The following is a 24050-nucleotide window of genomic DNA, read 5'->3' on the forward strand; positions in this document are numbered from 1 at the left end:
CTCGGATGCTGCCGGGCCGCAGCGGAAACAGGGCTATACCCGCACGTACACCACGCGACTACCCAAGACGATGTCCTGCAACGATCTTCGCCGCGCATCCACCACGACCCACAGCAGGCCGACCGGGAACAGCACGTAGGCCACGGCGCGCAGCAGCGCCACCACCGGCGGCAGCCGCTCGCACCGCCGGCCCACCACTCGCAGCCCCATCGTGACCGCGCCGACCGTGCAGCCTGACACCGCCCAGCACACCGTCAGGTAGAGCACCGAAACGGCGAACATCACCAGAGAGGAGAAGATCGCCGACACCGTCGGCAGGATGAATGTGGTGGGGCCGAACATCAACCGCGTCAGGATCAGGCCGATGTACAACGCTGAGAGCACGACTCCGACGACGGCCAGATCGATCACCGCAGCCACTCCCCGACTCACGATTCCGGCCGTTCGGATATCCTCGGTCACGGCCGTGACCCGCGGCCCAGCAACCGGTCGACGAAGCCGGACACCACGTCGTCGGCCCGTTCACTCTGACTGCGGACGTCCGTCATCACCTCGGCGGTCACCGAATCGGTCGACTTGCGAATGATCGCAGGCAGGTCCATTCCGTCGGCCACCTCGTTGGCCAGCCCGACGAGGTCGACGCGCTGGCGGACCAGTTCGTTGAGGTCGAGCTCGTCCAGAACCATGTCGACGACCTGCACGGCGATGGCGGCCACCACCGCCTTGACCGGTTCGACGCCTGCGGCGATGACGCGCTCGCCACGCGCGGACAAATCGCCGCGCGCCTGCTTGAGCAGCCCACCTATCACGGGCAGCCGCTCCACACCGCGGTAGACCGCGCCGACGCCGACGACGGCGGTCGCTGCCGCACCCGCGGCAACCGTCACCACGGGGTGATCCTCTAGGCCTGACACGGTTCGAATCGTAGCCGCGCACCGGTTGCTACCGGTGCAGCTTGGACAGCTGGGTTGAGTGCACTCTCGGCAGGGTGATAGTGAAAGTGGTGGCACCGGGGACGCTATGCAGAGCGATGGTTCCGTTGTGGGACTTGACAAGTGATGAGACGATTGCAAGCCCGAGGCCGGTGCTGCCGGCTCGGCGAGAACGCGATGAGTCACCGCGGGTGAAACGTTCGAAGATCTCGGGTTGTTGGTGTTGCGGGATTCCCGGACCATCATCGGTGACCCTCAGCACCGCCAGCCCACCCTCGGGACAGCTCAATGTGGTGCTGACGTGGGTTCCGGGCGGGGTGTGGATGCGCGCGTTCGAGAGCAGGTTGGCGAGCACCTGATGCAGTCGAACGCCGTCTCCGGTGACGATGACGGGTTCGTCGGGCACCTGGACTGACCACTGATGCTCCGGTCCGGTAACCCGCGCATCCATCACGATGTCGGCGGCAAGCACGCACACGTCGACCTCGCCGAACTCCAGCGGGCATCCGGCATCCATGCGGGCCAACAACAGCATGTCCCCCACGAGCCGTGTCATACGTTTGGCTTCTGCGTCCACCCGACTGATCGCGTAGGCGAGGTCCGGCGGCAATGTCGACGGCGCACGCAGAGCGACCAATTCGGTGTAGCCGCTGATGCAGGCCAGCGGGGTACGGAGTTCGTGACTGGCGTCGGCGACGAACTGACGCACTCTCATCTCACTGGCGTGCCGAGCCGACAGTGCATCCGCGATTCGGTCCAGCATCTGGTCGAACGCCATTCCGAGTTGCCCGACTTCGGTGTACGGGGACTGCGGGCCGATACCGACAAGTACTGTGGGAAAACACACTTCGCCCCGATCGAGCTCCAGCTGCGCTACTCGCCGTGCAGCCAGGGCAACCCGTGACAGCGGTGCGAACTGACGGCGGATGACGACAACGCCGGCCGCCACCGCCACTATCAGCGCAACCGCGGCGACACCCCAGAAGATGCCCATCAGCGACACCAGCGTTTGGTTCACGCCCTCCAGCGAGAGCCCGGCCACCACGTAGTTGCCGTCTGCCGCCGGAATGGCGATCAGCTCGTATTCTCCGACACCATCAAGAAACTCACGGACCGGATGGCCCGTGGGCACATCGCCCAGTTGGCTCGCGGCGTCCATCGACAGTTGTTCCCGCGTACCGTCGATGCTGATCACCGCAGCCTCGTCGACCCGTCCACCGACGACGACCGCTCCCGCAGTTCCCGTCGATTGACCTGGCGCGTCGAGGAATACGGGACCCGGTCCCTCGAAGTGAAGGCCCGGCGGCGGCCCCAGGTCGTAAAATGTCGCCGACCGTGAGGCCGCATCGCGCACCTGGTTGTCAAGTTGCCGCAGCAGGAACCGTTCTGTCGCCAGCAGTGTTCCCGCGCCGACGGCCGCACAGACGCACGCCAACAGAACGACCAGCACCACCACCAGCCGCGTCCGCAGTGACCACGTGTGCGGACTGCAGATCCGGGTGGCCAGAGGCAGATCAGCGGGGTGGTTTGAGGACATAGCCGACTCCGCGAACGGTGCGGATCAGAGGGATGCGTCCGGCGTCAATCTTCCGACGCAGGTAGGAGATGTACAGTTCGACTACGTTGGAACGCCCGTCATCCTCGTGGTTCCAGACCCGTTGCAGGATCTGCATTTTGGTGAGCACGCGTTGCGGGTTGCGCATCATGAACCGAAGCAGCTCGAATTCCGTTGCTGTCAATTGGATCTCATCGCTACCGCGCATCACCTCGTGGCTGTCCTCGTCCAGGATCAGATCCGCAACGATCAGCCGGGCATCACTGTTGTCCGCCGCCGCGCCACTGCGTCGCATCAGTGCCCGCAGTCGCAGCACCAATTCCTCGACACTGAACGGCTTGGTCACGTAATCGTCGCTACCGGCCTCAAGTCCGGCGATGCGGTCCTCGAGCGTCTCCTTGGCCGTCAGAAGCAGCAACGGAAGACCCGGCCGTGCGGCACGCAGTTTCTGCAGTACCGCCAGGCCGGATACGTCGGGCAGCATCACGTCCAAGACAACCACGTCGGGCGGGTCCTGCTCAGCCAGACGGATCGCGGTGGTGCCGTCTGGAGCCGTCGTCACCTGCCATCCTTCATAGCGCAGCGCCATCGCTACGAGTTCGGCGAGCCCTGGCTCATCGTCGACCACCAGGACCCGGACGGAACTACCGTCGGCTCGGGTCATCACGGACCGTCCGGTGACTGCTTCGGATGTTGGCACTATCCGATCGTCGTAGCCCCTGTTAGCCGTCAACTGTGGAGTTCATGTGCGCAAGCTATGGCTTCCCGCACGTGAGCGTGCGGCACGCCGATCCGCACCGCACGCTCACGAATCCGTCAGCGCCGTGGCCCGGACGGACCCGGGGGCGGCGCGGGCGGTCCGGGTGGGCACGGCTGGAAAGGTCCGCATTGCACGGGCCCAGGACCGGGGGCTCCCGGGCCCGGAGGCGGTGGCGGTGGCGGTGCCGCACTGGCGACTCCGGCGCCAAACCCCAACGCCGCCAGGGATAGTCCGGCGGAGACGGCGATCGTTCCGAACACGCTACGGTGCACCCTACTCGACAATGATCTCTCCCTTCATGACGAAATGCTTGTTACAGGAGGGACTCTAGCGACCGATGTTATCGGAGTTCTGGCAAGAAAGTATGCGTGAGCTATGTATGTGTAAAGCGGGGTGTACATCCGGGGCGCCAAGCCGTGAGGCCCGCGCGGTCGCCATCGCCGCCGGCACTGACGGTGTGACCACCGCAAGCGATCCCGGGCTCGCTGCGGTGGCGCTGCTGGGCGAGAACCTCAATGCGGCACGCGAATTCGTCGGCGACGCGCTCGGCGAACTGGCGTCGGACACCGCCAACGATGCGCGGCTACGTGACACACTCCGGGTGTAACTGAGTACGGAGGCCAGCTACAAGGCGGCGGGCGAAGAACTCAACCTTCACTTCAACTCCGTGAAGTACCGGGTCCGACCGTCGAACGTCGCGGCGGTGCTAACCACGCCCAACCCCTGCCGAGCAGGCACCGCGGTACCCGAACGGCGGCGCGTCGGGGACCGCAGTGTCTGCTCGCGCTAAATCGGGGTCAGGCCGTGCTTACGCTGGATGCGTTCGTGATTCTGCTTGTCGCGCAACAGATGCAGTGACTTGCGCAGCAGCAGCCGGGTCTCGTGCGGCTGGATCACCGCGTCGATGAACCCGCGCTCGGCGGCGATCCACGGCGTGGCCATGTTCTCGTTGTAGCCCTTGATGAATTCGTCGCGGATCTTACGCACCTCGGGCGCATTCGGATCCGGGAAGCGCTTCACCAGCAACTGCGCCGCACCCTCAGCGCCGATCACTGCGATGCGTGCGGTGGGCCACGCGAAGTTCAGGTCGGCCGAGAGCTGCTTGGAGCCCATCACCGCATACGCGCCGCCGTAGGACTTGCGGATCGTGATGGTCACCTTTGGCACGTCGGCCTCCACGACGGCGTTGAGGAACCGCCCGCCGCGCTTGATGATGCCGCCCTTCTCCTGCTCGACACCCGGTAGGAAGCCCGGGGTGTCGACCACGAAAACCAAAGGCAGGTTGTAGGAGTCGCAGAACCGGACGAAACCGGCGGCTTTGTCCGACGCCTCGTTGTCGATCGAACCGGACATGTGCATCGGCTGATTGGCGATCACGCCCACCGGGTGCCCGTCGACCCGCGCGAACGCGGTGATCAGCGACTGCCCGCGCTGTGCGGCCACGTCGAACACGTCGCCGTCGTCGAAGATCCGCAACAGGATCTCGTGCATGTCGTAGGCCATGTTGTCGGCGTCCGGCACGATGGAATCCAGCTCGAGGTCGTGCGGCGTGATTTCGGGCTCCAGGCCCGGGTTGACGATCGGCGGATCGTCAAAGGTGTTGGGAGGCAAGAAGCTCAGGTAGTCACGCACATACTGGAACGCCGCGGCCTCGTCCTCCACCACCTGGTGAATGTTGCCGTAGCGGGCCTGCGCGTCCGCGCCGCCGAGCTCATCGAGGGTCACGTCCTCACCCGTGACGTCCTTGATGACGTCCGGTCCCGTGACGAACATGTAGCCCTGGTCGCGCACCGCGACCACGAGGTCGGTCTGGATCGGTGAATACACTGCGCCGCCTGCGCATTTGCCGAGGATGATGGAGATCTCGGGCACCATGCCGCGCAGCAGCTCGTGGCGGCGGCCGAGTTCGGCGTACCAGGCCAGCGAGGTCACCGCGTCCTGGATGCGCGCGCCGCCGGAGTCGTTGATGCCGATCATCGGGCAGCCGACCATGGCCACCCATTCCATCAGCCGGGCCACCTTGCGGCCGAACATCTCACCGACCGTGCCCTGGAACACCGTCTGGTCGTGGCTGAACACGCCGACCGGGCGGCCGTTGATGGTGCCGTGGCCGGTGACCACACCGTCGCCGAACAGTGCGTTCGGGTCACCCGGGGTTTTGCACAGCGCGCCGATCTCCAGGAAGCTGCCGGGGTCGAGCAGCGCGTGGATCCGCGCGCGGGCACTGGGGATGCCCTTCTTCGCGCGCTTGGCGAGGGCCTTCTCACCGCCGGGTTCCTTGGCGACCTCGAGCTTTTCGCGGAGGTCGGCCAGCAGCTCAGCGGTGGTTCTCGGCGAATGGGCGGGGGACGGTTCAGTCGTCACTTGCTCTCGCTCTCAGCTTCGATACGGTTGAGCGCCTCGCTCATGTGCGCACCCACTTTGGCAATGTACGGCTCGTCAATGGCCTGGATGTGCTCGCCCCCGATGGGCACCACCTCGAGGTCCTTGGCGAATTCACCCCAGCCGCCGTCGGGCTTACGCGTCGCATACGCGGGCTCGAAGACGATCGCGTCATCGTGGTAGCGATCGGCCAGGTACAGCGTGACGTGCCCGTCGTACGGCTGGATCTCGATGGTGTCCAGAGCGCGGTTGTCCAGGTATGACGTGCGCTGGTGCTCGATGATCCCGCCCGGGATCTGCACGCCGCTCTGCGCGACGACCTCCAGAACGAACTTCACCTGGCCCTCGTCGTCGAGCTTCTCGAGCTCCTCGTAGGGGATCTCGGGAACCTCCACGTTGAAGGTGCGCTCGGCGAACCGTGCGTAGCGGTCCCACCGGGCCCGCATCCCTTCTTTGCTCTGGTCGATCGGCTCCCCCGGAAGCGCGAGGTCGATCAGCCCGACGTAGCGCACATCGGCACCGGCCTGCTTGAGCCCGATGGCGCACGCGTAGGCCAGGGCACCGCCGAGCGACCAGCCCGCCAGCACGAACGGACCCTTGTGCATCTCCAACAGCTTGGGCACGTACTCGGCCGCGCGCTCCTCGATGGAACCCTCGACCCGCTCGAACCCGTAGATCGGGGTGTCGGCGGGCAGCCGCTTCAGCAACGGCTCGTAGACGACGGTGGATCCGCCGGCCGGGTGGAACACGAAGAGCGGGACGCGTGCGGAACCTTCTACAGGAGCCCGTAGCGTGCGGACGAACCCGTCGACCACACCTTCCTCAAGCTGGTCACGGACGATCGTGGCCAAGTCCTCGATGGTCGTGGCCGACTTGACGGCGTCGACGGTGATGGTGCCCTCGGCGCGTTCGGACAGCCTCTCGGCCAACTTGGTCGCGGTCGCATCATCGACCGCGGGCAACTCGTTGAAGATGCCGCCGGGTGACTTGCCGGTGACGATCGCCCACGTCGCGAACGTGACGCGTTCCGCGGCGTCACGCGGCGGCACGTCAGCACCGAGTGCCTCGGTCACCGCCTCCTGGGTGAGCACCTTGGCTGCTGCCGCAGCCGCGGTGGCCTTGGCAGGGCCCGGGCCCGCAGGATCGGTCGGCGGCGGCGGCGGCGGCACTGCCGGCCCGCTCGGATCGGTGGGCGGTGCCGGGATAGCCGCCTCAGGACTATTCCCCGTCGCTCCGCTCGCCGCCGGACTATTCCCCGTCGCTCCGCTCGCCTCAGCGAGCTTGGCCTCGACCTCGGCAACACTCGACGCCCCGCCCAGCAGCTCGGCCTGCTCGGCGGCGATCTCCTCGGCGGTCTTGCCCTTCTGGGACTCGGCGAGCTGATCGACCTCGTCGCGGTGCTCGATCGCGTACTTGATCAGTTCCTCGACGTTGTAGAGGTTGGCGTCACGCACCGCGGTCAACTGGATCGGCGGCAGGTCGAAGTCGTACTCGACGCGGTTCTTGATCCGCACCGCCATGAGCGAGTCGAGACCCAGCTCGATCAGCGGCACCTCCCACGGCAGGTCCTCGGGCTCGTAGCCCATGGCGCCACCGACGATGGTGCCCAGTCGCTGTGCGACGGTCTCGCCCGAGTCCGGTGACCACTTGGCAAAGCCCGCACCGAGATTGGCGCCCTGGGTCAGGTTGTCCTGCAGGATCTCCGGAGCCGCTCCGGCGGCGACATCGGGCTCAGCGTCGTCCTCGACCACTGCCTGGCCGATCACTGGCGCGGCAACACCGGCGCCCACGGCGGTCGGCAGCGTGGTCGCCGCACCACCTCGGGTCACGATCGCGTCGTAGACCAGGGTGAAGGAAGACTCGGCCCCGTAATCCATACGCGCGTGCACCTGCACCGAGGCGCCGCCGGGGTGCCGGGTCAGCGTCGTGACCAGTCGCGATCCCTCGGCGGGTACCGCGCGCTGCTCAGACGCGGTCAGCTTGGCATCCGGAAGAACCTGTGCGGCAGCGGCTTTCACCAGGGCCGCCAGGTCGCTCGCACCCTTCGACACAAACTCCCAGACATGCCTGCCGTCCGGGGTCGCGACGTGGTTACCCGGCATGACCGTCGAGCTGTCACCGGTGAAGTGCACGTCGAGCCAGTGCTGCTTGCGCTTGAACCGGGTCGGGGGGATGTTGGCGAAATCGAGCGCCCCGGCCAAGCCACTGGATTTGCGCGGGAACAGCGTGCGCAGGTCCAGATCGTGGCCGTGCACATACAGGTGTGCCATGGCCGTGGTCATCGAGGCGACCTCGTCCTGTTTACGGGCCAGCGTCGGGACCAGCTGCGCATCGTGCAGCCCCGCGGACGCCGTCGTGAGCCCAACCTGCATGAGCGCCACCGGATTCGGAGCGAGCTCCAGGAACGTGGTGTGCCCGTTGTCGATCGCGTTGCGGATCCCCTGGGTGAAGTAGACGCTGTGCCGCAGCCCCTTCTTCCAATACTCGACGTCGTGGATGGGCTCGCTTCCGGAGCGGATGAACTTGCCCTCGTGCACGGTCGAGAAGTAGCCCGTGGTCAGTGGATGAGCCTGGATCCCTTGAATTTCCGCGGCAAGCTCACCGAGCAGCGGGTCCATCTGCTGGGTGTGGCTGGCGCCCTTGGTCTGGAACTTACGGGCGAACTTGCCCTCCGATTCGGCGCGCGCGATGATCTCGTCGACCTGCTCGGGCGGGCCGCCGATGACGGTCTGGGTCGGCGCGGCGAAGACGCACACCTCAAGATCGGGGAAATCGCTGAAGACGGTCTTGATCTCGTCGGCCGAGTACTCCACGAGCGCCATGAGCCGGATGTATTCGCCGAACAACATCGCCTCGCCTTCACCCATCAGGTGCGCGCGCGAGCAGATCGTGCGGGTCGCGTCGGCCAGCGACAGGCCGCCGGCGAAGTAGGCCGCGGCGGCCTCGCCGAGCGACTGGCCCACGACCGCACCGGGTTTGGCGCCGTGCGCCTTGAGCAGCTCACCGAGCGCGACCTGGATCGCAAAGATCACGGTCTGGGTGGTCTCGATGCCGTAGTCCTTCGAGTCGTCGAGGATCAACTCGACGATCGAGTAGCCCAGCTCGTCCTGCACATAGGCGTCGACCTTGTTGATCCATTCGGCGAAGATCTCGTCGCGCAGGTACAGGCTCTTGCCCATCTTGCGGTGCTGCGCACCGAATCCGGCCAGCACCCACACCGGCCCGTTGGTGACCGGCCCGTCGGCGGTGATCACGCTGGGATGCTGCTTACCCTCGGCCAACGCACGCAGGCCCTTGACGGCCTCGTCGTGATCGTGAGCCAGCACGACCGCGCGGGAGCGGCCGTGGTTGCGTCGCGACAGCGAACGCCCGATGGACTCGAGCGACGACGCCCGGCCCTCAGCGCTATCGATCCAGTCCGCCAGCTCGGCCGCGGCGGCCTTCTTGCGTGACGTCAGGAATGCCGAAACCGCCAGCGGGACAAGCTTCTTGGTGGGCTCGGCGGCTTCAGCGGCGGCCAGTTCCTCGCGGGCCACCTCGAGCAGGCGCTTGGCCTCGTCGGTCAGGTCGGGGGGTTCATGCGTCGACTCGTCGTAGGCCGGATACTCGTCCGCTTCCGGCTCATCGCTGTCTGTTGCTCTTCGCGCAAGCGGCTCATCGCTGTCTGTTGCTCTTCGCGCAAGCGGCTCATCGTGCACGAACTCGCCGTACTCGTCCATCCGCACGCCACCGACATAGACCGCGTTGGCATCGTCGGAAGCCGACTTGTCCTCGACGGCTTCGGGTTCCGGCTCGGGCTCGGTCAGATCGCTTGGCAGTACCTCACGCAGCACGAGGTGCGCGTTGGCGCCACCGAACCCGAAGCCCGACACACCGGTGACGGCGTGCCCGCTGTAGCGCGGCCACTCCGAGAGGGTGTCGTTGACCTTGAGATGTTCCTTGTCGAAGTCGATGTAGGGGTTGGGCCCCGCATAGTTGATCGACGGTGGCAGCTTGTCGTTGGCCAGCGACAGCGTCATCTTCGCCAGGCTGGCTGCGCCAGCGGCCGACTCCAGGTGTCCCACATTGGATTTCACCGCACCCAGCAGGGCTGGTTTGTCGGCGTCACGACCGCGGCCGACCACCCGGCCGAGCGCGTCGGCCTCGATCGGGTCGCCCAGGATGGTGCCGGTGCCGTGCGCCTCGATGTAGTCGACGGTCCGCGGGTCGATTCCCGCATCCTGGTAAGCCTTGCGCAACACGGCTTCCTGCGCGTCGGGGTTGGGCGCGAGCAGACCGTTGGACCGGCCGTCATGGTTGATCGCACTACCTGCGATGACCGCCAGGATGTGGTCGCCGTCGCGGCGCGCATCGGATACCCGTTTGAGCACCAGCATGCCGCCGCCCTCGGCACGGGCGTAGCCGTCGGCATCCGACGAGAACGACTTGATGCGTCCGTCAGCCGCCAGCACGCCGCCGACCTCGTCGAAACCGACCGTCACCAGCGGGGTGATCAGCGCGTTCACGCCACCCACCACCGCGACGTCGGCCTCGCCGGAGCGCAACGCCTGCACGCCGTGGTGTGCGGCCACCAGCGAGCTGGAGCATGCAGTGTCCACCGCGACCGACGGGCCGCGGAAATCGTAGAAGTACGAAACCCGGTTGGCGATGATCGAACTCGCGGTTCCGGTGATCGCGTACGGGTGCGCGACGGACGGGTCGCTCATCGCCAGGAAGCTGTAGTCGTTGGTCGAGCTGCCGATGTACACCCCGACGCTGGCCCCGCGCAGGCTCGACGCCGGAATCCGGGCGTGCTCCAAGGCTTCCCACGTCAGTTCGAGCGCCATGCGCTGCTGCGGATCGATGTTGTCGGCTTCCATCTTCGACAACGCGAAGAACTCGGAGTCGAAGCCCTTGATGTCCTTGAGGTAGCCGCCGCGGGTGCGGGCCTTGGCGACTCGCTCGGCGATGCGCGGCTCGTCGAGAAACTCCTCCCACCGGCCCTCGGGTAGATCAGTGATGGCGTCGCGGCCCTCGAGCAGCGCGGTCCACATCTCGTCGGGGGTGTTCAGGTCTCCCGGGAAGCGGGTTGCCACGCCGACGATGGCAATGTTGAACCTGTCCTCGTCCACATCCCGTGACCAGTCCTCGTCACCGGTGTTCTCGGGTTCGGGCTCACCCTCGATGATCACGGTGGCCAACGACTCGATGGTCGGGTGCCGGAACAGCACCGTGGCCGTCAGCGTCACACCGGTGAGATCCTCGATGTCGCTGGCCATCGCCACCGCGTCCCGCGAAGACAGGCCAAGTTCGATCAGCGGGGTGGTCTCGTCGATGGCATCGGGCGACTGTGCCGTGGCGGTGGCCACCGCCTTACGCAGCCACTCACGCATCTCCGCGACCGTCATGTCGGGGCGCGACGTCGATCGGCCGGCAGACCCAGTGTCGGCTGGAAGATTCGAGTCGTTCTGTGTTTCATCCATCGCGGGTTGTCCTCCTCGCGTGCGGGGTTCAGCTCACTGTTGTCTCAGACCGGCCGCGGGAGTCGGCGACGCGTCTAACGCAGATCAGTGCCATCTCTTCTTCGCGCAAGCGCTCATCAGTGCCATCTCTTCTTCGCGCAAGCGCTCATCAGTCGGTCTCGTCGGGGAAGGCATTGGCGATCTTGCCGCTGCGCAGGGTGCCGTCCAGATAGGCGGCCCGGCACGCGCGGCGGCCGATCTTGCCGCTCGACGTGCGCGGGATGGCTCCCGCGGCGGTCAGTAACACGTCGCGGACGGTGACGCCGTGCCGCACCGCGATGGCGGCACGGATGTCGTCGGAGATCGGGCCGACCTCGAGCTTGTGTGCGCCCGGCGCCCGCTCGGCCACGATCACGAGCTGTTCAGAGGTGTCGTCGGCGTCACGGTGCAGCCCGGCGTGGACGTTCTCGAAGACCTCGTCGGGCAGCTGGTTGGCCGGCACCGAGAAGGCCGCCACATACCCGGTGCGCACAGCCTTGCTGGCCTCCTGCGCCGAGTACTCCAAATCCTGCGGGTAGTGGTTGCGGCCGTCGATGATGACCAGATCCTTGACGCGGCCGGTGATGTAGAGGTCACCGTCGTAGAAGGCGCCGTAGTCGCCCGTGCGCACCCAGGTGGCGTCGTCGGCCGCGCCTTGGGCGTGCGAGGGGCTGGTCCGTGACTTGAGGATGTTCTGGAATACCTCGCGGCTCTCCTCCGGCTTGCCCCAGTAGCCGGTGCCCATGTTCTGGCCACTGATCCAGATCTCGCCGATCTGACCGTCAGGCAGTTCGGTGGCGCTTTCGGCGTCGACGATGACGGCCCATTCGGAGATGCCGACCTGGCCTGCGGAGGCTTGTGCGACGGCCTTCGGGGAATCCTCGGACACCTCGACGATCCGGCCGTTGTTGAGTTCGTCACGGTCGACGGTGATGATCTTGGGCTCTTCGGCGGCAGGGGTAGTCGACACCATCAGCGTTGCCTCGGCCAGTCCGTAGGACGGTTTGATGGCTTTGGCCGGGAATCCGTACGGGCCGAACGCCTCGTTGAACCGGCGCACGGTCGCCGCAGAGATCGGTTCGCTGCCGTTCAGCACGGCCTTGACGTTGGACATGTCCAGCGGCGCCGAGCCCTCTCTGGGCACACCGCGGGCCGCGGCATGGTCGAACGCGAAGTTCGGCGCGACCGAGATCACCCCACCGGTGTCGTCGGGCTTGCGGGCCATCTCCCGGATCCAGCGCTCGGGACGGCGAACGAACGCTGCCGGGGTCATGAAGGTGAAGTAGTGGCCGATCATCGGTGCGATCAACCCGGTGACCAGACCCATGTCGTGGAAGAACGGCAACCAGGACAGGCCGCGGTCGCCCTCCTCGCCTTCCAGCGCGTCGACCACCTGCACGATATTGGTGGCCATGTTCAGGTGGGTGATCTGCACACCGGTGGGGATACGGGTCGACCCGGAGGTGTACTGCAGGTACGCGATGGTGGTCTCGTCGGGCTGATCCGGCTTGACCCAGGTGGCGGCGACGTCATCCGGGACCGCGTCGACGGCGATCACGCGCGGCCGCTGGTTGGCGGGCCGGCTGCGGAAGAACTTGCGGACGCCCTCGGCGGCGGCGGTGGTGGTCAGGATCGCCGACGGGTGGCAGTTGTCGAGCACCGCATGCAACCGGCCCACGTGGCCCGGCTCGGACGGATCGAACAGCGGCACCGCGATGCGGCCCGCGTAGAGGGCGCCGAAGAACGCGACAAGGTAGTCGAGATTTTGCGGGCACAGGATCGCGACCCGGTCTCCCGGCTGGGTGACCTGCTGCAGCCGGGCGGCGACGGCCTTGTTGCGAGCACTGAACTGCGCCCACGTCAGGTCGCGGGCGACGCCCTCGCGTTCGGTGGAGAAGTCGAGGAACCGGTAAGCGAGCCTGTCGCCACGCACCTTGGCCCAGCGCTCGACGTGTTCAACGATGCTGGCGCCGTCAGGAAACTTGATCTGTCCGTCCTTGATGAACGGATTGTGGAACGGCATATCTCTTCTCCCGTCGGAGCCGCACTCATCGTGAAGCCTGTTGTCGCACGTCATTCACGGTGCGCCTCAGCCAGTCAACCGACCGCGCGTACCCAAACCCCGAAGATGGTACGCGCGATCGGACTCGCCACACATATATGAAGCCCTTACTTTTCTCTTAACATTAAGGGAGTCCAGCGGTCCCAACCAAATCCGGCGCGCGCGTGGCCGAACTGTTATCCGTGTGCGGGATGCGGCGCGTTCTCGATGAGGTTCTGCGCCCACGCCAGCGTCCACTGGGTGGCCGTCTGACCATTGAGAACCCAGAACTGCGGAGTGTTGTAGAGGGCGTGCACCGGACCCGCGGTGCTACCGGACAGCGTCGACAACGTGGCCGGCAGATTGACGATCGAGAACGCCTCCTCCGGAGCGGAGCAGATCAGGTCACCGGTGCCGCAGATCTCATTGGTGCGGTCGTTGAGGGCACCGAAGCCCCCTGGGCGGGCTCCGGTCATCGTCAACCCGAGGGCCGACAGCGTCGGAACCTCGTGCAGCGTGACCTCGGCACCCTGCCCGACGGGGTTGGGGCCCACGTCGTTACCCACACCCATCTGACGACGTCCGTCGGCGATCAAGGTCACGCCGAGCACGAGATCCTCGTCGACCGGGCCGCGACCGTTGCCGATGTCGCTGGCGATGTCCCCGCCGATCACCGCGCCCTGGGAGAAACCCATGATCACGTAACTGGTCAACGGGCAACGGTCGTTCATGTCCGTCAGCGCCTTGACCGCGGCCCGCGTGCCTTCGGCCCGACTGTCGTTGTAGGACATCTGGTTGTCGGCGGAAAACGGATTGTGGAACTGCGCGGTGTAGGGAACGGTGTAGGTCTCTATCCGTGAGTTGTCGAACTGGTCCCGCAGCGGATTGGTCACGTTGAGCAGCAACGCCATCGGGAACTGCACCGGGTTGGTCGGGTCCAGCTGCACCGAGGACTCCCAGGTGCCGGGGATCGAAAGGACGAAGACGTCCGGGCAGTCCGCGCTCTGGAACGCGGGACGCGGCTTGCGCGCCGTCGGGGGCACCTGCACGCCGGGGGACGGCTGGGCGCTGGGCGGACCAGACGGGGTCTCCGGCCGCCGCATCACGATCACCACGATCGCCACCACAAGCACCACGACGAGTGCCATCGCGCCGGCAGCGATCAGCGCCAGGATGCGATGCCGCTTGCGTCGAGAATTTTTTGCCATGTCTCCCTGCTAGCAGAGTTGTTCGGTTGCGATGCGGATGTAGTCGGTGGCCGCGGTGGTGACTTCACCGGCCGACACGTCCCCGGCCGAGTCGTCCCAGGCCGGCACTGTGTCGTCCACCGCGTGTTCGGCGTGCACATCACTGCGCACCAGGGGTAGCACAAGATCCCACACCGCCTGATCATTCTGCTTCGCGGCCCGAGCCTGACAGACATAGGACCCGATGGTCAGGGCTTGAAGATCGCTCGACGGCTTCACCCCGGCAGCGGCCAGCGCATCGAGATACGACCGCTGCTGGGCGTTGAGGACCGGAGAACTCGGCGTCGACGAGGGGGCACCCGACTGGGGGTGCGCATCGTTGATTTGCGATGTCGGCATGGCGAGCGGCTCCATCACGTCACTGCCCATGCCGCAGCCGGACAGCAACAACGCCGCGGACGCCGCGAGAACCAGGGTGGCCGACCGTACCGAGCGTTGCACGGCTCCACGGTACCGGCTGTCAAAAAGTGCCCCGGGACAGCCGAATTCGCCACGGTTACTTGATGGTGGCCACCAGCTCGCCCGACATCTGGGCCAACTGCGGAGCCCAACTGCCCCAGTCATGCTGGCCGCCGCCCTGGAAGTCGAAGTGGCCGTTGCCGCCGCCGACCGAACGGTAGTGCGAGTAGAACGCCCGGTTGCTGCCCTGGGCTTGATCGCAGACACCGATCATCGCGGGGGGATCGCTGCAGGTCATCGTGTCGGGCGTGTATACCCACAGCCGGGTGTTGGCATCGGCCAGGAGCTGCACGTGCACGTCCGGGTCGTGCCACTTCCACCGGCCCAGCTGCGGTGCACCCCACATGCCGTAGCTGTCGACGCCGCCGTACTGCGCCAACCCGGCGGTGATGGCGCCGTTCATGGTGGTGGCCGACGGCGTCAGGAAGCCCGACAGCGAGCCGGCGAAGCGGAACCGGTCCGGGTGGAATGCGGCCAGCGTCACTGCCGCGGTACCGCCCTGCGCGGCACCCACGATGCCGTGCCCGCCCGGGTCCAGCCCCTTGTTGGCGGCCAGCCAGTTCGGTAGCTCCTCGCTGAGGAAGGTTTCCCACTGTTTGCTGCCGTCCTGCTCCCAGTTGGTATAGAGACTCCACGCCCCACCGGCCGGGGCGGCCACCGAGATGCCGCGGCCTGCCAGCGTGCTCATCGCGTGCCCGGCGTTGACCCAGTTGCTCACGTCGGGGGCCGCGTTGAAGGCGTCGAGCAGGAACACCGCATGCGGTCCACCGCCCTGGAACGCCACCGGGATATCGCGGCCCATCGCGGCCGAGGGCACCATCAGGTACTCGACACCGTCGGCGCGGGCCGAAGCTCCGGTGAGGACCGACGAAGTCCACAGCCCGGCCGCCAGGACCGCGGTCAGCAGCACCGCCCGCATGGCAATCAACGCACGTCGCATCTCAAACCCCTCCTGCTGCCGGTGAACCCCGGGAGCCGTCGGACCCCATCGCTGAGAAGTGCCCCCGCACACCTAACGCCGCCCGCGCACGCGAGGAGCACAGACCCGTTGTAGTGAACCACATGACCGCCAGGCGGGACCGCGAATGACTGACGGCGGCGACCCCAGAGGGGTCACCGCCGTCAGCGTCAATTCCTATTCAGCGCCGGTACCAGCCCACCTGATCAGGCGGTCGGAGTGGCACCGAGCACGCGCTGCAGGTCAGGCTTCATGGCCTGCAGCTGCTGGCCCCAGTAAACCCAGGCGTGCGTGCCGCTCTGCGGGAAGTTGAACACCGCGTTCTTGCCGCCCGCGGCGATGTACTTCTCCTGGAACGTGGTGTTGGTCCGGCACAGGAAGCCCTCGAGGAACTTGGCCGGGACGTCGGTGCCACCGGAGTCGTTGGGCTTGCCGTTACCGCAGTAGATCCACAGGCGGGTGCCTTCGGCGGCGATCTTGGCGACGTTGACCGTCGGATCGTTGGCCTTCCAGGCCGGGTCGCTCGACGGGCCCCACATGTCCTCGGCCTTGTAGCCACCGGCGTCATTCATCGAGACCCCGATCAGCGTGGGCCACCAGCCCTCGGACGGGTTCAAGGTGCCCGACAACGATGCCGCGTAGATGAACTGCTCCGGGTGGTTCATCGCCAGGATCAGCGCCGCCGAACCGGCCATCGACAGACCGACGACGGCGCTACCGGTCGGCTTGACGTCGCGGTTGGCCGCCAGCCAGGCCGGAAGCTCGCTCGTCAGGAAGGTTTCCCACTTGTAGGTCTTGCAGCCGCCGTCCTTGCTGCCGCACGCCGACTTGTACCAGTCCGTGTAGAAGCTGGACTGGCCACCGACGGGCATGACGACGGAGATGCCGGAGTTCAGGAACCACTCGAACGTCGGCAGCTCGATGTCCCAGCCACTGTTGTCCTCACGGGCGCGCATGCCGTCGAGTAGGTAAAGTGCGGGCGCACCCGGTCCACCGCTCTGGAATTCCACGCGGATGTCACGTCCCATCGCCGCCGATGGAACGTCGAGATACTCGACCGGCAGACCCGGGCGAGAGAAAGCCCCAGCAGTCGCCGAGCCACCCGCGACGCCGACCAGGCCAGGCAGCAGGGCCGCCACAGCGACCGCAACCGTCAGCCGGCGCGACAGACCTGCCGCTGCGCCGCGCATCTTCCCAACGAACTTCATCCTGCTCCCTAATCTCACTCATCTGTCCGTGTGCCGCACGCCGATTCGACCGACGGTAAGCGGCTCACGTGCCCGTGTAGTCAACCACACGACGGCCTATTTTTCGTTTTCAGCAGTTGTCTGCCCAGGTCAGAGCCTCGAAGGTCGAGGACGCGATCAAAGGCAGGCCATCGGGCACCGCAGCCGGAAGCACGGATGCCCGATTACGTATCGGGCCATGGCGGCCTAGCGTTACCCAAACAGACGAACCCGCTTACGACCAAATCCGCGCCTTGCGGTATGGGCATCGTCAGACGGCTACGGACCGGTTGCAGGCATCCCGTCGTAGGGCGGGGTTTTGGTCGGCGGAGGCTGCAAGCCACACCGATTGAGCTCGTACAACGGCACCCGGTCGATCCGGTATCTGGTGAATTCAAATGAATGCATCAGGTTCGACAGGAACCGCCGCGGCCCCATCTCGTCGCGCACAGAATTCAGCATCGCTTCGGTCTCCGGACACTCCAAGGCCACTCCGGCCTCGGTGATCCAGTCCTCGTCGAGATAGGGCGGAATGTACGGGTGTTCCTTCAGGAACGGCCCCTCTGCCACGGCCCAATCCGGGAACAGGTTCTTGTCGTGGCCGATACGCCCGTCGGTCAGGCGCTGGGTATGCATCGCGAGCGGGTTTGCCAGCCCGATCTGATCGATGACCCTCACGTTGAGCCCGGTGTTCATGCTGACCATGCCGAGATTGGTGAAAAACACCGTGTGCGGCGGTGTCAGCGCCTTGCGAGCCGATGGCGAGATACCCGGCGGCGGAGGGATCGCGGGCACCACATCCCATTGGTCGTAGTTGCCGGCCGGCAGGAGCAGAGCGCCGTCAGGGGTGTTGTTGATCGCTGTCAGGACCGCCCGCATGCGTGGGTAGTCCAGATAGTCGGCCGCGGTCAGCGGATGCGCGTGACCGGTGGCCTGCGAGTAGAAGCGGCGTTCGTCGACGATCCCCGAATAGGTGACCCTGGTGGCGTCCGCACCGAGTCCCGGCGAATTGGCCGCCCAGATGGACCAGCCCACCACGGCTGCCCACAGCACGCTGGTGGCCGCAGCCAGCAGATAACCGGTCTCCCGGGTGAACTTGGTGCCGTCGGGCAGCACCACGGGGATCACTGCAACGGGGGCCAGCATGCAGAACACCGGCGCCAGCAACACGCGGCCATGCATGAAGTCGCCGCCCTGACGTATCCAGTACACGGCCTGCAGGAAACCGCTGAGAATCATGAAAGTGACGATGGCGGGCGGACTTTGGATGGTCCGCGGCAGCCAGCCGTAGCCGCGGGGCACCTGGCGCCGAACCCACCACGGCCTGGTCCGGGTGGCCAGCAGCACCGTCCCGAGGAGCACCAGCAGCACCGCGGGCACCCACAGCAGGTAAGGGTGGTTGAAGTTCGTCAGGTAGACGAAACCCTCGGCCCATTTGGATCCCGAGGCGTCCTTGGCCACCGCGGTGCCGGGCACCAGCAGACCGTAGTAGCCCATCCGGAAGATCTGATAGCCCACCGGCAGCAATCCGCCCGCGACGACGATCAGTGTCCGGCGGCGCCAGCCGCGCGCGGCCACCAGCATCATGATGAGTAGTCCGCCGCCGAGCAGCGCCAGTTCGGGACGGATCAGCACGCTCAGGCCCGCGACAAAAGCCAGCGACGCCTCGAAGACCGGGCCGGTGACGTTCTGCTGCGACCGCGGCTGATCGGGGTGTGCCCGCAGCGCCTGCGACCAACACACCATCATCCACCACAGCAAGCCGAGATAGGCCAGCGTCAAACCACTTTCGAGCCCCGAGGTGGCGAAGTCACGAGCCGGCGGGATCGCGATGTAAACCAGCGCACCGGCCGGCAGCACCAGCGCGCGACGGCCCTGCAGGCTGGGCGCATAGAGCCGGCCGGTACCCAGCATGACCAACACCATGCCGAGCACGCTGAGCACCAGCGCCAGCGCCAGCACCACGTACTCCAGTCGCATCGGGCCACCGATCCAGGCGCCCAGGGTCACCAGGTACGTCCACGCCGTCGAGGTATTGGTCTCCACGCGCTCCCCGGCGTTGAAGACCGGACCGTTGCCGGCCAACAGGTTTCGTACCGTGCGCAGCACGATCAGGCCGTCGTCGGCGATCCACCGGCGTTGCCAGGCACCCCAACCGAACAGCCCCGCGACCACCACGACACTGGTCCACAGGCTGATCCGCACCGACATGTCGTACGGGAATGCCGGCGAGCGTTCGAATCGCTCGCCCAGGCCGACGGCCCGCAGCCGTAGGCCGAGCCCCCCGGTCGTCCGGTCAGCTGAAAGCGATGGCAGCACCGATGATCCCGATCCACGCCACGGCCAGCAGCTGCAGGACGCGGTCCCGCAGGGCGATCTCCTCCGGCTCGCCGGCGATGCCGCCATCGACGTCTACCGCGTAGCGCAGGATGGCGATCGTGAACGGAATCATCGAGATGGCGAACCACGACGACCCGACGACGCGGTCGCGTTCGAAGGCCCACAGTCCATAGCAGACCACCACCGCGGTGGCCGCCAACGTCCAGACGAAGCGCAGATACGTGGTGGTGTAGCTCTCCAGCGACTTGCGGATCTTCGCGCCGGTACGTTCGGCCAGCTGCAGCTCGGCGTACCGCTTACCGGATGCCATGAACAACGAGCCGAATGCCATGACCAACAGGAACCACTGTGACAGCGGGATACCGGTGGCCACGCCACCGGCGATGGCCCGGATCAGGAATCCCGACGAGACGATGCAGATGTCCAGCACCGCTTGGTGTTTCAGGCCGAAACAGTAGGCCAGCTGGATACCCAGATAGATCGCCATCACCAGGGCCAAGTTCGGCGTCAGGGTCCAGGAGATGCCGAGCGACAGCACGGCCAAGACCACCGCGAGCCCGTAGGCGAGCCATTCGGGCACCACACCGGCCGCGATCGGCCGAAACCGTTTGGTGGGGTGCGCCCGGTCTGCCTCGACGTCACGGGCGTCGTTGATCAGGTAGATCGACGACGACGCCAGGCAGAACACCACGAACGCGATCGAGATCTTGTAGGTCAGGTCGGCGTAGTCGTAGTGGACGCCGCCGCCCAGCGCGGCCATCGGCGCGGCCAACACCAGGAGGTTCTTCACCCACTGGCGGGGGCGCATCGCCTTGACGGTACCGGTCACCACATTCTTCGGTGGGCCAGAAGTCGGCTGGGCTTCCTCACTCATCCGAGCTGTGCTCATCGCTCATCAGTCTCCTTCGACCCCAGAATCCCGGTCCACCGTTTACCGACTGCCTTCCCCACCAGGGCACCGACGACCACGCCGGTGAGCACGTCGGTCGGGTAGTGCACACCGAGCACCAGGCGCGACAGCGCCATCGGCGGCACCAGGACTGCGGGCAGCGGCAGACCGGTGGTCTCGGCCAGCAGCACCGCGGCCGCGGTCGTGGAGGTGGCGTGCGCCGACGGGAAGCTCAGCCGGCTCGGCGTACCCACGTTCACCGCGATGTCGGGGTGGTGCGGACGCTCGCGGCGGACCACTCGCTTGATCAGCACCGCGGCGGCGTGAGCCAAGAATGCCCCGACGCCCACCGCGATCCAGGACCTGCGCTTCGACGGCTGCGCCAACGCACCTACCGCGGCCAGCCCGACCCAGCCCAAGCTGTGCTCCCCGAAGTGGGACAACGCACGGGCCCCGGCGAGTACGCCGGGGCGGCCGGCCAGCGCCGACTGAACGGCTACCAGCACAGCGTCTTCGCCGCGCGGGGCATCGGTCATGTCAGACCTTCTCGGCAGACTCGGTGAGCAGCACGCTCTCCCACTCCTGGGTACTCGTCAGCGCAGGCAACGCCTCGCGGTACACCTTGCGCAGCCGGTCGAACTGACGGGCCAACCGCATCTGCTGGCGCAGCGAAGCGCGCAGCAACGCAAACATTTTCGCGCGATCACGCTGCCGGTACACCACGCCGCGCCCGTCCGCGGTGGTGACGGTGACACCGTCGACCATGCACAACGAGAACCAGCGGGCGTCCTGGGTCGCCACGTTGATCTGCGGCCGGACATGGGTTTCCGGATCGGCCTCGCGCAGCTGGTTCGCGACGCCGCGGACCAGCCGGATCGCGATCGCGGCCTTGGATACCGGGATACGCACCTTCTTGCGCTTCATATCCGATGCCGGCGGCAGCGCGGTGGCACCCGGCAGCACCACGGCGTCTGGATACTGCGACCGCATCTTGCGGATGTCGGGCAGCGCCGATTCGAGGATCGAGAAGATGTGCTCGGGCCCGGCGAGGAAGTCCTCCATCGCCCGGTTCTGGATGGCGACCGTCGAATACTCAAGGCAGAGAAGGTGTTTGAACGTCGCCTTGAGATGGCTGGCCAGCAGCCCCCGTACATCGCCGTCCCAGTGCAGGGCCGCGACGACCAAGCGGTTGCGCAGGTGGAAGTACGCCTGCCAGTCGATCGCATCGTCCTTGTCGCTCCAGGCCATGTGCCAGATCGCGGCACCGGGCAGGGTGACCGTGTGATAGCCGCGTTCGGCGGCACGCAGCCCGTACTCGACGTCGTCCCACTTGATGAACAGCGGTACCGGCTGGCCGAGCTCCTCGGCGACCTGCCGCGGGATCATGCACATCCACCAGCCGTTGAAGTCGACGTCGATCCGGCGGTGCAGCAGCTTGCTGCGCTCGGACTCGGTGTCGTCAAGGGCATACTTGGCGAAGTCGTGGTCGTACTCGGCGTTGGGCGCGGCCGACCACATGAAGTTCGCACGGTCGACCATCTCACCCATGATGTGCAGGTGGGACGGCTCCTGCAGATTGAGCATCTGCCCACCGACCAGCGTCGGCTCCTTGGCGAACCGGTTCATCGCCAGGGCTCGCAGGATCGAATCCGGCTCGATGCGGATGTCGTCGTCCATGAACAGGATCTGTTCACAGTCGGTGTTCTTCAGCGCCTCGTACATGACCCGGCTGTAGCCGCCCGAACCGCCGAGGTTCGGCTGGTTGTGGATCGAGAGCCGGTTGCCAAGGGCCGCCGCGGCCTTGTCGAACCCAGGATGGTCATTGGCCTTGCTGGTGCCCTGATCCGACACGATGACGGCACCGATCACGTCGTCGACCAGCGGATCCGAGGTGAGCGCGGCCAGGGCGTTGACGCAGTCCGAGGGCCGGTTGAAGGTCGGGATACCGACCGCGACGTTGGCCCGCCCGGGCGCGGCGGTCGGTGCGTACCAGCCGGCGCTGTGCACCGTCACCTTGGAGTCGGTGGTGATGTCGAACCAGATCCAGCCGCCGTCCTCGAACGGCGTCAGGTCGATCTCGAATTCGACGGAGGCGGGGCCGACCATGGATTCCGCGGCGCGGGCGCCGCCATCAGGCCCGGCGGAGTCCCCACTGGAGACGGGGGCGCCGCCGACGGTGATGCGCGCGCCGGTGGCCTTGGAGCGGTACACGTCGACGCGTGCGCTGCCGGTCAGCTCGACCCGCAGCACCACGGATTCCAGCGTCGACCAGCGCCGCCAGTAACTGGCCGGAAACGCGTTGAAGTAGGTCGCGAACGATATCCCGGATTCCGGGCCGATTTCCAGCGTCGTGCGGCTGGGGGCATGGGCCCGGCGGGCGTTGGTCGGGTCCTCGTCGATGTAGAGCTTGCGGACGTCCAGTGGCTCACCGGGCCGCGGCAGGATGACGCGGGCCAGCAGACTGACTGCCCTGGATTCTCCGGCCTCCAACGCGCCGGACGGGATGTCACTCATGCGTTGCTGCTTTCTTGGTGTCGAGCTTTGGTCTCGCCGTCGGTCGTCAGCGGCGCACCGTCACGCAGATGCGGCGCCAGTGTGTTGTCGTACATGTTCAGGGCGCTGGCGATGGCCATGTGCATGTCCAGATACTGGTAGGTGCCCAGCCGGCCACCGAAAAGCACCTTGGCCGACGCCGTTTCAGCCTTGGCGCGGGCTCGGTAGGCGGCCAACAGGGCGCGGTCGCCCTCGGTGTTGATCGGGTAGTACGGCTCGTCGTCGTTCTCGGCGAACCGGGAGTACTCGCGCATGATCACGGTCTTGTCCGCCGGGTAATCCCGCTCGGGGTGGAAGTGCCGGAATTCGTGAATGCGCGTGTAAGGCACGTCGGCATCGTTGTAGTTCATGACGGGCGTGCCCTGGAAATCGCCGGTGTCGAGCACGTCGAGCTCGAAATCGAGTGTGCGCCAGCCCAACCGGCCTTCGGAATAGTCGAAGTAGCGGTCCAGCGGCCCGGTGTACACGACCGGCGCGTCCGGGTTCTCGGCGCGCAGGCGCTCGCGCACGTCGAACCAGTCGGTATCCAGCACCACCTGGATGCGGTCGTCGGCAGCCATCTTCTCCAGCCACGCGGTGTAGCCGTCGGCCGGCAGACCCTCGTAGGTGTCGTTGAAGTAGCGGTTGTCGAAGGTGTAGCGCACCGGCAACCGAGTGATGTTTGCCGCGGGCAGTTCTCTGGGATCGGTCTGCCACTGCTTGGCGGTGTAGTGCTTGACGAACGCCTCGTAGAGCGGTCGACCGATAAGCGAGATGGCCTTTTCCTCGAAATTCTCGGCGTCGATCGCGGAAATCTCTGAGGCCTGCTCCTTGATGAGCGCCCTGGCCTCGTCCGGGGAGAAGTAACGGCCGAAGAACTGGCACACCAGGCCCAGTCCCATCGGGAACTGATAGGCCTGCCCTTTGTGCAGCGCGAAGACCCGGTGCTGATAGCCGGTGAAGTCGGTGAAGTTCCGGACGTAGTCCCACACCCGCTTGTTGGAGGTGTGGAACAGATGGGCACCGTATTTGTGAATTTCGATGCCGGTCTGCGGTTCCGGTTCGGAATAGGCGTTACCGCCGATGTGCGGACGGCGCTCGATGACAAGTACGCGCTTGTCGAGTTGTGTCGCCACGCGCTCGGCGATCGTCAGGCCGAAGAAACCGGAACCAACGACAAACAGGTCGAAACGACCTGTGGGCTGGGCAGCACCGACCCGGGGAGATAAGGACGTCATCGGCAGCCAGG

General features: G+C 66.3%; 17 protein-coding genes. 1 reads left to right on the forward strand and 16 read right to left on the reverse strand.

The annotated features are described in order from the left end of the window. Positions 1 to 33: 33 nt before the first annotated feature. Genes H276_RS0117520 through H276_RS0117535 form a run of 4 tightly spaced genes read right to left on the reverse strand, consistent with a single transcriptional unit; the run spans position 34 to position 3151 of the window. Positions 34 to 462, reverse strand: a complete 429-nt coding sequence (locus H276_RS0117520; protein WP_019972595.1) for an RDD family protein — start codon at positions 460 to 462, stop codon at positions 34 to 36. Beyond that, positions 459 to 890 carry a hypothetical protein gene (locus H276_RS0117525; protein WP_019972596.1) on the reverse strand — a complete coding sequence of 144 codons (432 nt, stop codon included), beginning with the start codon at positions 888 to 890 and terminating at the stop codon, positions 459 to 461. The genes H276_RS0117520 and H276_RS0117525 overlap by 4 nt, the downstream gene beginning before the upstream one ends. A gap of 52 nt (positions 891 to 942) precedes the next feature. Beyond that, the gene (locus H276_RS0117530) at positions 943 to 2469 is read right to left on the reverse strand and encodes a cell wall metabolism sensor histidine kinase WalK (RefSeq protein ID WP_019972597.1); all 1527 of its coding nucleotides are present in this window, start codon (positions 2467 to 2469) and stop codon (positions 943 to 945) included. Beyond that, the gene (locus H276_RS0117535; RefSeq protein WP_019972598.1) at positions 2447 to 3151 is read right to left on the reverse strand and encodes a response regulator transcription factor; all 705 of its coding nucleotides are present in this window, start codon (positions 3149 to 3151) and stop codon (positions 2447 to 2449) included. The genes H276_RS0117530 and H276_RS0117535 overlap by 23 nt, the downstream gene beginning before the upstream one ends. A gap of 553 nt (positions 3152 to 3704) precedes the next feature. On the opposite strand from H276_RS0117535, the gene H276_RS25045 reads away from it, so the two are divergent. Then, complete coding sequence (locus H276_RS25045; RefSeq protein ID WP_019972599.1) at positions 3705 to 3854, forward strand: hypothetical protein; 150 nt, start codon at positions 3705 to 3707, stop codon at positions 3852 to 3854. Positions 3855 to 4033: 179 nt separating this feature from the next. Here the strand turns inward: H276_RS25045 and H276_RS0117545 are convergent, their stop codons facing one another. The 12 genes from H276_RS0117545 to glf all read right to left on the reverse strand — a co-directional run bounded on the left by H276_RS0117545 (position 4034) and on the right by glf (position 24039). Beyond that, complete coding sequence (locus H276_RS0117545) at positions 4034 to 5611, reverse strand: acyl-CoA carboxylase subunit beta (RefSeq protein WP_019972600.1); 1578 nt, start codon at positions 5609 to 5611, stop codon at positions 4034 to 4036. After that, complete coding sequence (gene pks13, locus H276_RS0117550) at positions 5608 to 11091, reverse strand: polyketide synthase Pks13 (protein WP_026357129.1); 5484 nt, start codon at positions 11089 to 11091, stop codon at positions 5608 to 5610. Before pks13 ends, H276_RS0117545 begins: the two co-directional genes overlap by 4 nt. Before the next feature lie 148 nt (positions 11092 to 11239). Continuing rightward, complete coding sequence (gene fadD32 / locus H276_RS0117555) at positions 11240 to 13132, reverse strand: long-chain-fatty-acid--AMP ligase FadD32 (RefSeq protein WP_019972602.1); 1893 nt, start codon at positions 13130 to 13132, stop codon at positions 11240 to 11242. 215 nt (positions 13133 to 13347) lie between these two features. Beyond that, positions 13348 to 14358: a cutinase family protein gene (locus H276_RS0117560; RefSeq protein WP_019972603.1), complete on the reverse strand. Its 1011-nt coding sequence runs from the start codon at positions 14356 to 14358 to the stop codon at positions 13348 to 13350. A gap of 9 nt (positions 14359 to 14367) precedes the next feature. Continuing rightward, entirely contained in the window at positions 14368 to 14838 is a 471-nt protein-coding gene (locus H276_RS0117565; RefSeq protein ID WP_019972604.1) for a hypothetical protein, read from the reverse strand. A 55-nt stretch (positions 14839 to 14893) separates the two neighbouring features. Continuing rightward, the gene (locus H276_RS0117570; protein WP_019972605.1) at positions 14894 to 15796 is read right to left on the reverse strand and encodes an alpha/beta hydrolase-fold protein; all 903 of its coding nucleotides are present in this window, start codon (positions 15794 to 15796) and stop codon (positions 14894 to 14896) included. Between the two features lie 224 nt (positions 15797 to 16020). Further along, the gene (locus H276_RS0117575) at positions 16021 to 17022 is read right to left on the reverse strand and encodes an esterase family protein (protein ID WP_019972606.1); all 1002 of its coding nucleotides are present in this window, start codon (positions 17020 to 17022) and stop codon (positions 16021 to 16023) included. A 297-nt stretch (positions 17023 to 17319) separates the two neighbouring features. Further along, positions 17320 to 19356, reverse strand: a complete 2037-nt coding sequence (zomB, locus tag H276_RS0117580) for a flagellar motor control protein ZomB (RefSeq protein ID WP_369758509.1) — start codon at positions 19354 to 19356, stop codon at positions 17320 to 17322. After that, the gene (locus H276_RS0117585; RefSeq protein WP_026357130.1) at positions 19337 to 20254 is read right to left on the reverse strand and encodes a decaprenyl-phosphate phosphoribosyltransferase; all 918 of its coding nucleotides are present in this window, start codon (positions 20252 to 20254) and stop codon (positions 19337 to 19339) included. Before H276_RS0117585 ends, zomB begins: the two co-directional genes overlap by 20 nt. Positions 20255 to 20265: 11 nt before the next feature. Further along, a complete protein-coding gene (locus tag H276_RS0117590) occupies positions 20266 to 20805 on the reverse strand; it encodes a phosphatase PAP2 family protein (RefSeq protein WP_019972609.1) in 540 nt (179 codons plus the stop codon). 1 nt (position 20806) lies between these two features. After that, a complete protein-coding gene (locus H276_RS0117595) occupies positions 20807 to 22783 on the reverse strand; it encodes a glycosyltransferase (protein WP_019972610.1) in 1977 nt (658 codons plus the stop codon). After that, on the reverse strand, positions 22780 to 24039 hold the full coding sequence (gene glf, locus H276_RS0117600) for a UDP-galactopyranose mutase (RefSeq protein WP_026357131.1): 1260 nt from the start codon (positions 24037 to 24039) through the stop codon (positions 22780 to 22782). The genes H276_RS0117595 and glf overlap by 4 nt, the downstream gene beginning before the upstream one ends. Positions 24040 to 24050 lie beyond the last annotated feature (11 nt).

Origin of the sequence: Mycobacterium sp. 141 (assembly GCF_000382405.1) — a bacterium.
In the GTDB taxonomy this organism is placed as follows: domain Bacteria; phylum Actinomycetota; class Actinomycetes; order Mycobacteriales; family Mycobacteriaceae; genus Mycobacterium.

Coding starts and splice junctions, on each gene's coding strand:
- H276_RS0117530 (WP_019972597.1), bottom strand. CDS start 2,469: ATGTCCTCAAACCACCCCGCTGATCTGCCTCTGGCCACCCGGATCTGC.
- H276_RS0117535 (WP_019972598.1), bottom strand. CDS start 3,151: ATGACCCGAGCCGACGGTAGTTCCGTCCGGGTCCTGGTGGTCGACGAT.
- pks13 (WP_026357129.1), bottom strand. CDS start 11,091: ATGGATGAAACACAGAACGACTCGAATCTTCCAGCCGACACTGGGTCT.
- fadD32 (WP_019972602.1), bottom strand. CDS start 13,132: ATGCCGTTCCACAATCCGTTCATCAAGGACGGACAGATCAAGTTTCCT.
- H276_RS0117560 (WP_019972603.1), bottom strand. CDS start 14,358: ATGGCAAAAAATTCTCGACGCAAGCGGCATCGCATCCTGGCGCTGATC.
- H276_RS0117570 (WP_019972605.1), bottom strand. CDS start 15,796: ATGCGACGTGCGTTGATTGCCATGCGGGCGGTGCTGCTGACCGCGGTC.
- H276_RS0117575 (WP_019972606.1), bottom strand. CDS start 17,022: ATGAAGTTCGTTGGGAAGATGCGCGGCGCAGCGGCAGGTCTGTCGCGC.
- H276_RS0117585 (WP_026357130.1), bottom strand. CDS start 20,254: ATGAGTGAGGAAGCCCAGCCGACTTCTGGCCCACCGAAGAATGTGGTG.
- H276_RS0117590 (WP_019972609.1), bottom strand. CDS start 20,805: ATGACCGATGCCCCGCGCGGCGAAGACGCTGTGCTGGTAGCCGTTCAG.
- H276_RS0117595 (WP_019972610.1), bottom strand. CDS start 22,783: ATGAGTGACATCCCGTCCGGCGCGTTGGAGGCCGGAGAATCCAGGGCA.
- glf (WP_026357131.1), bottom strand. CDS start 24,039: ATGACGTCCTTATCTCCCCGGGTCGGTGCTGCCCAGCCCACAGGTCGT.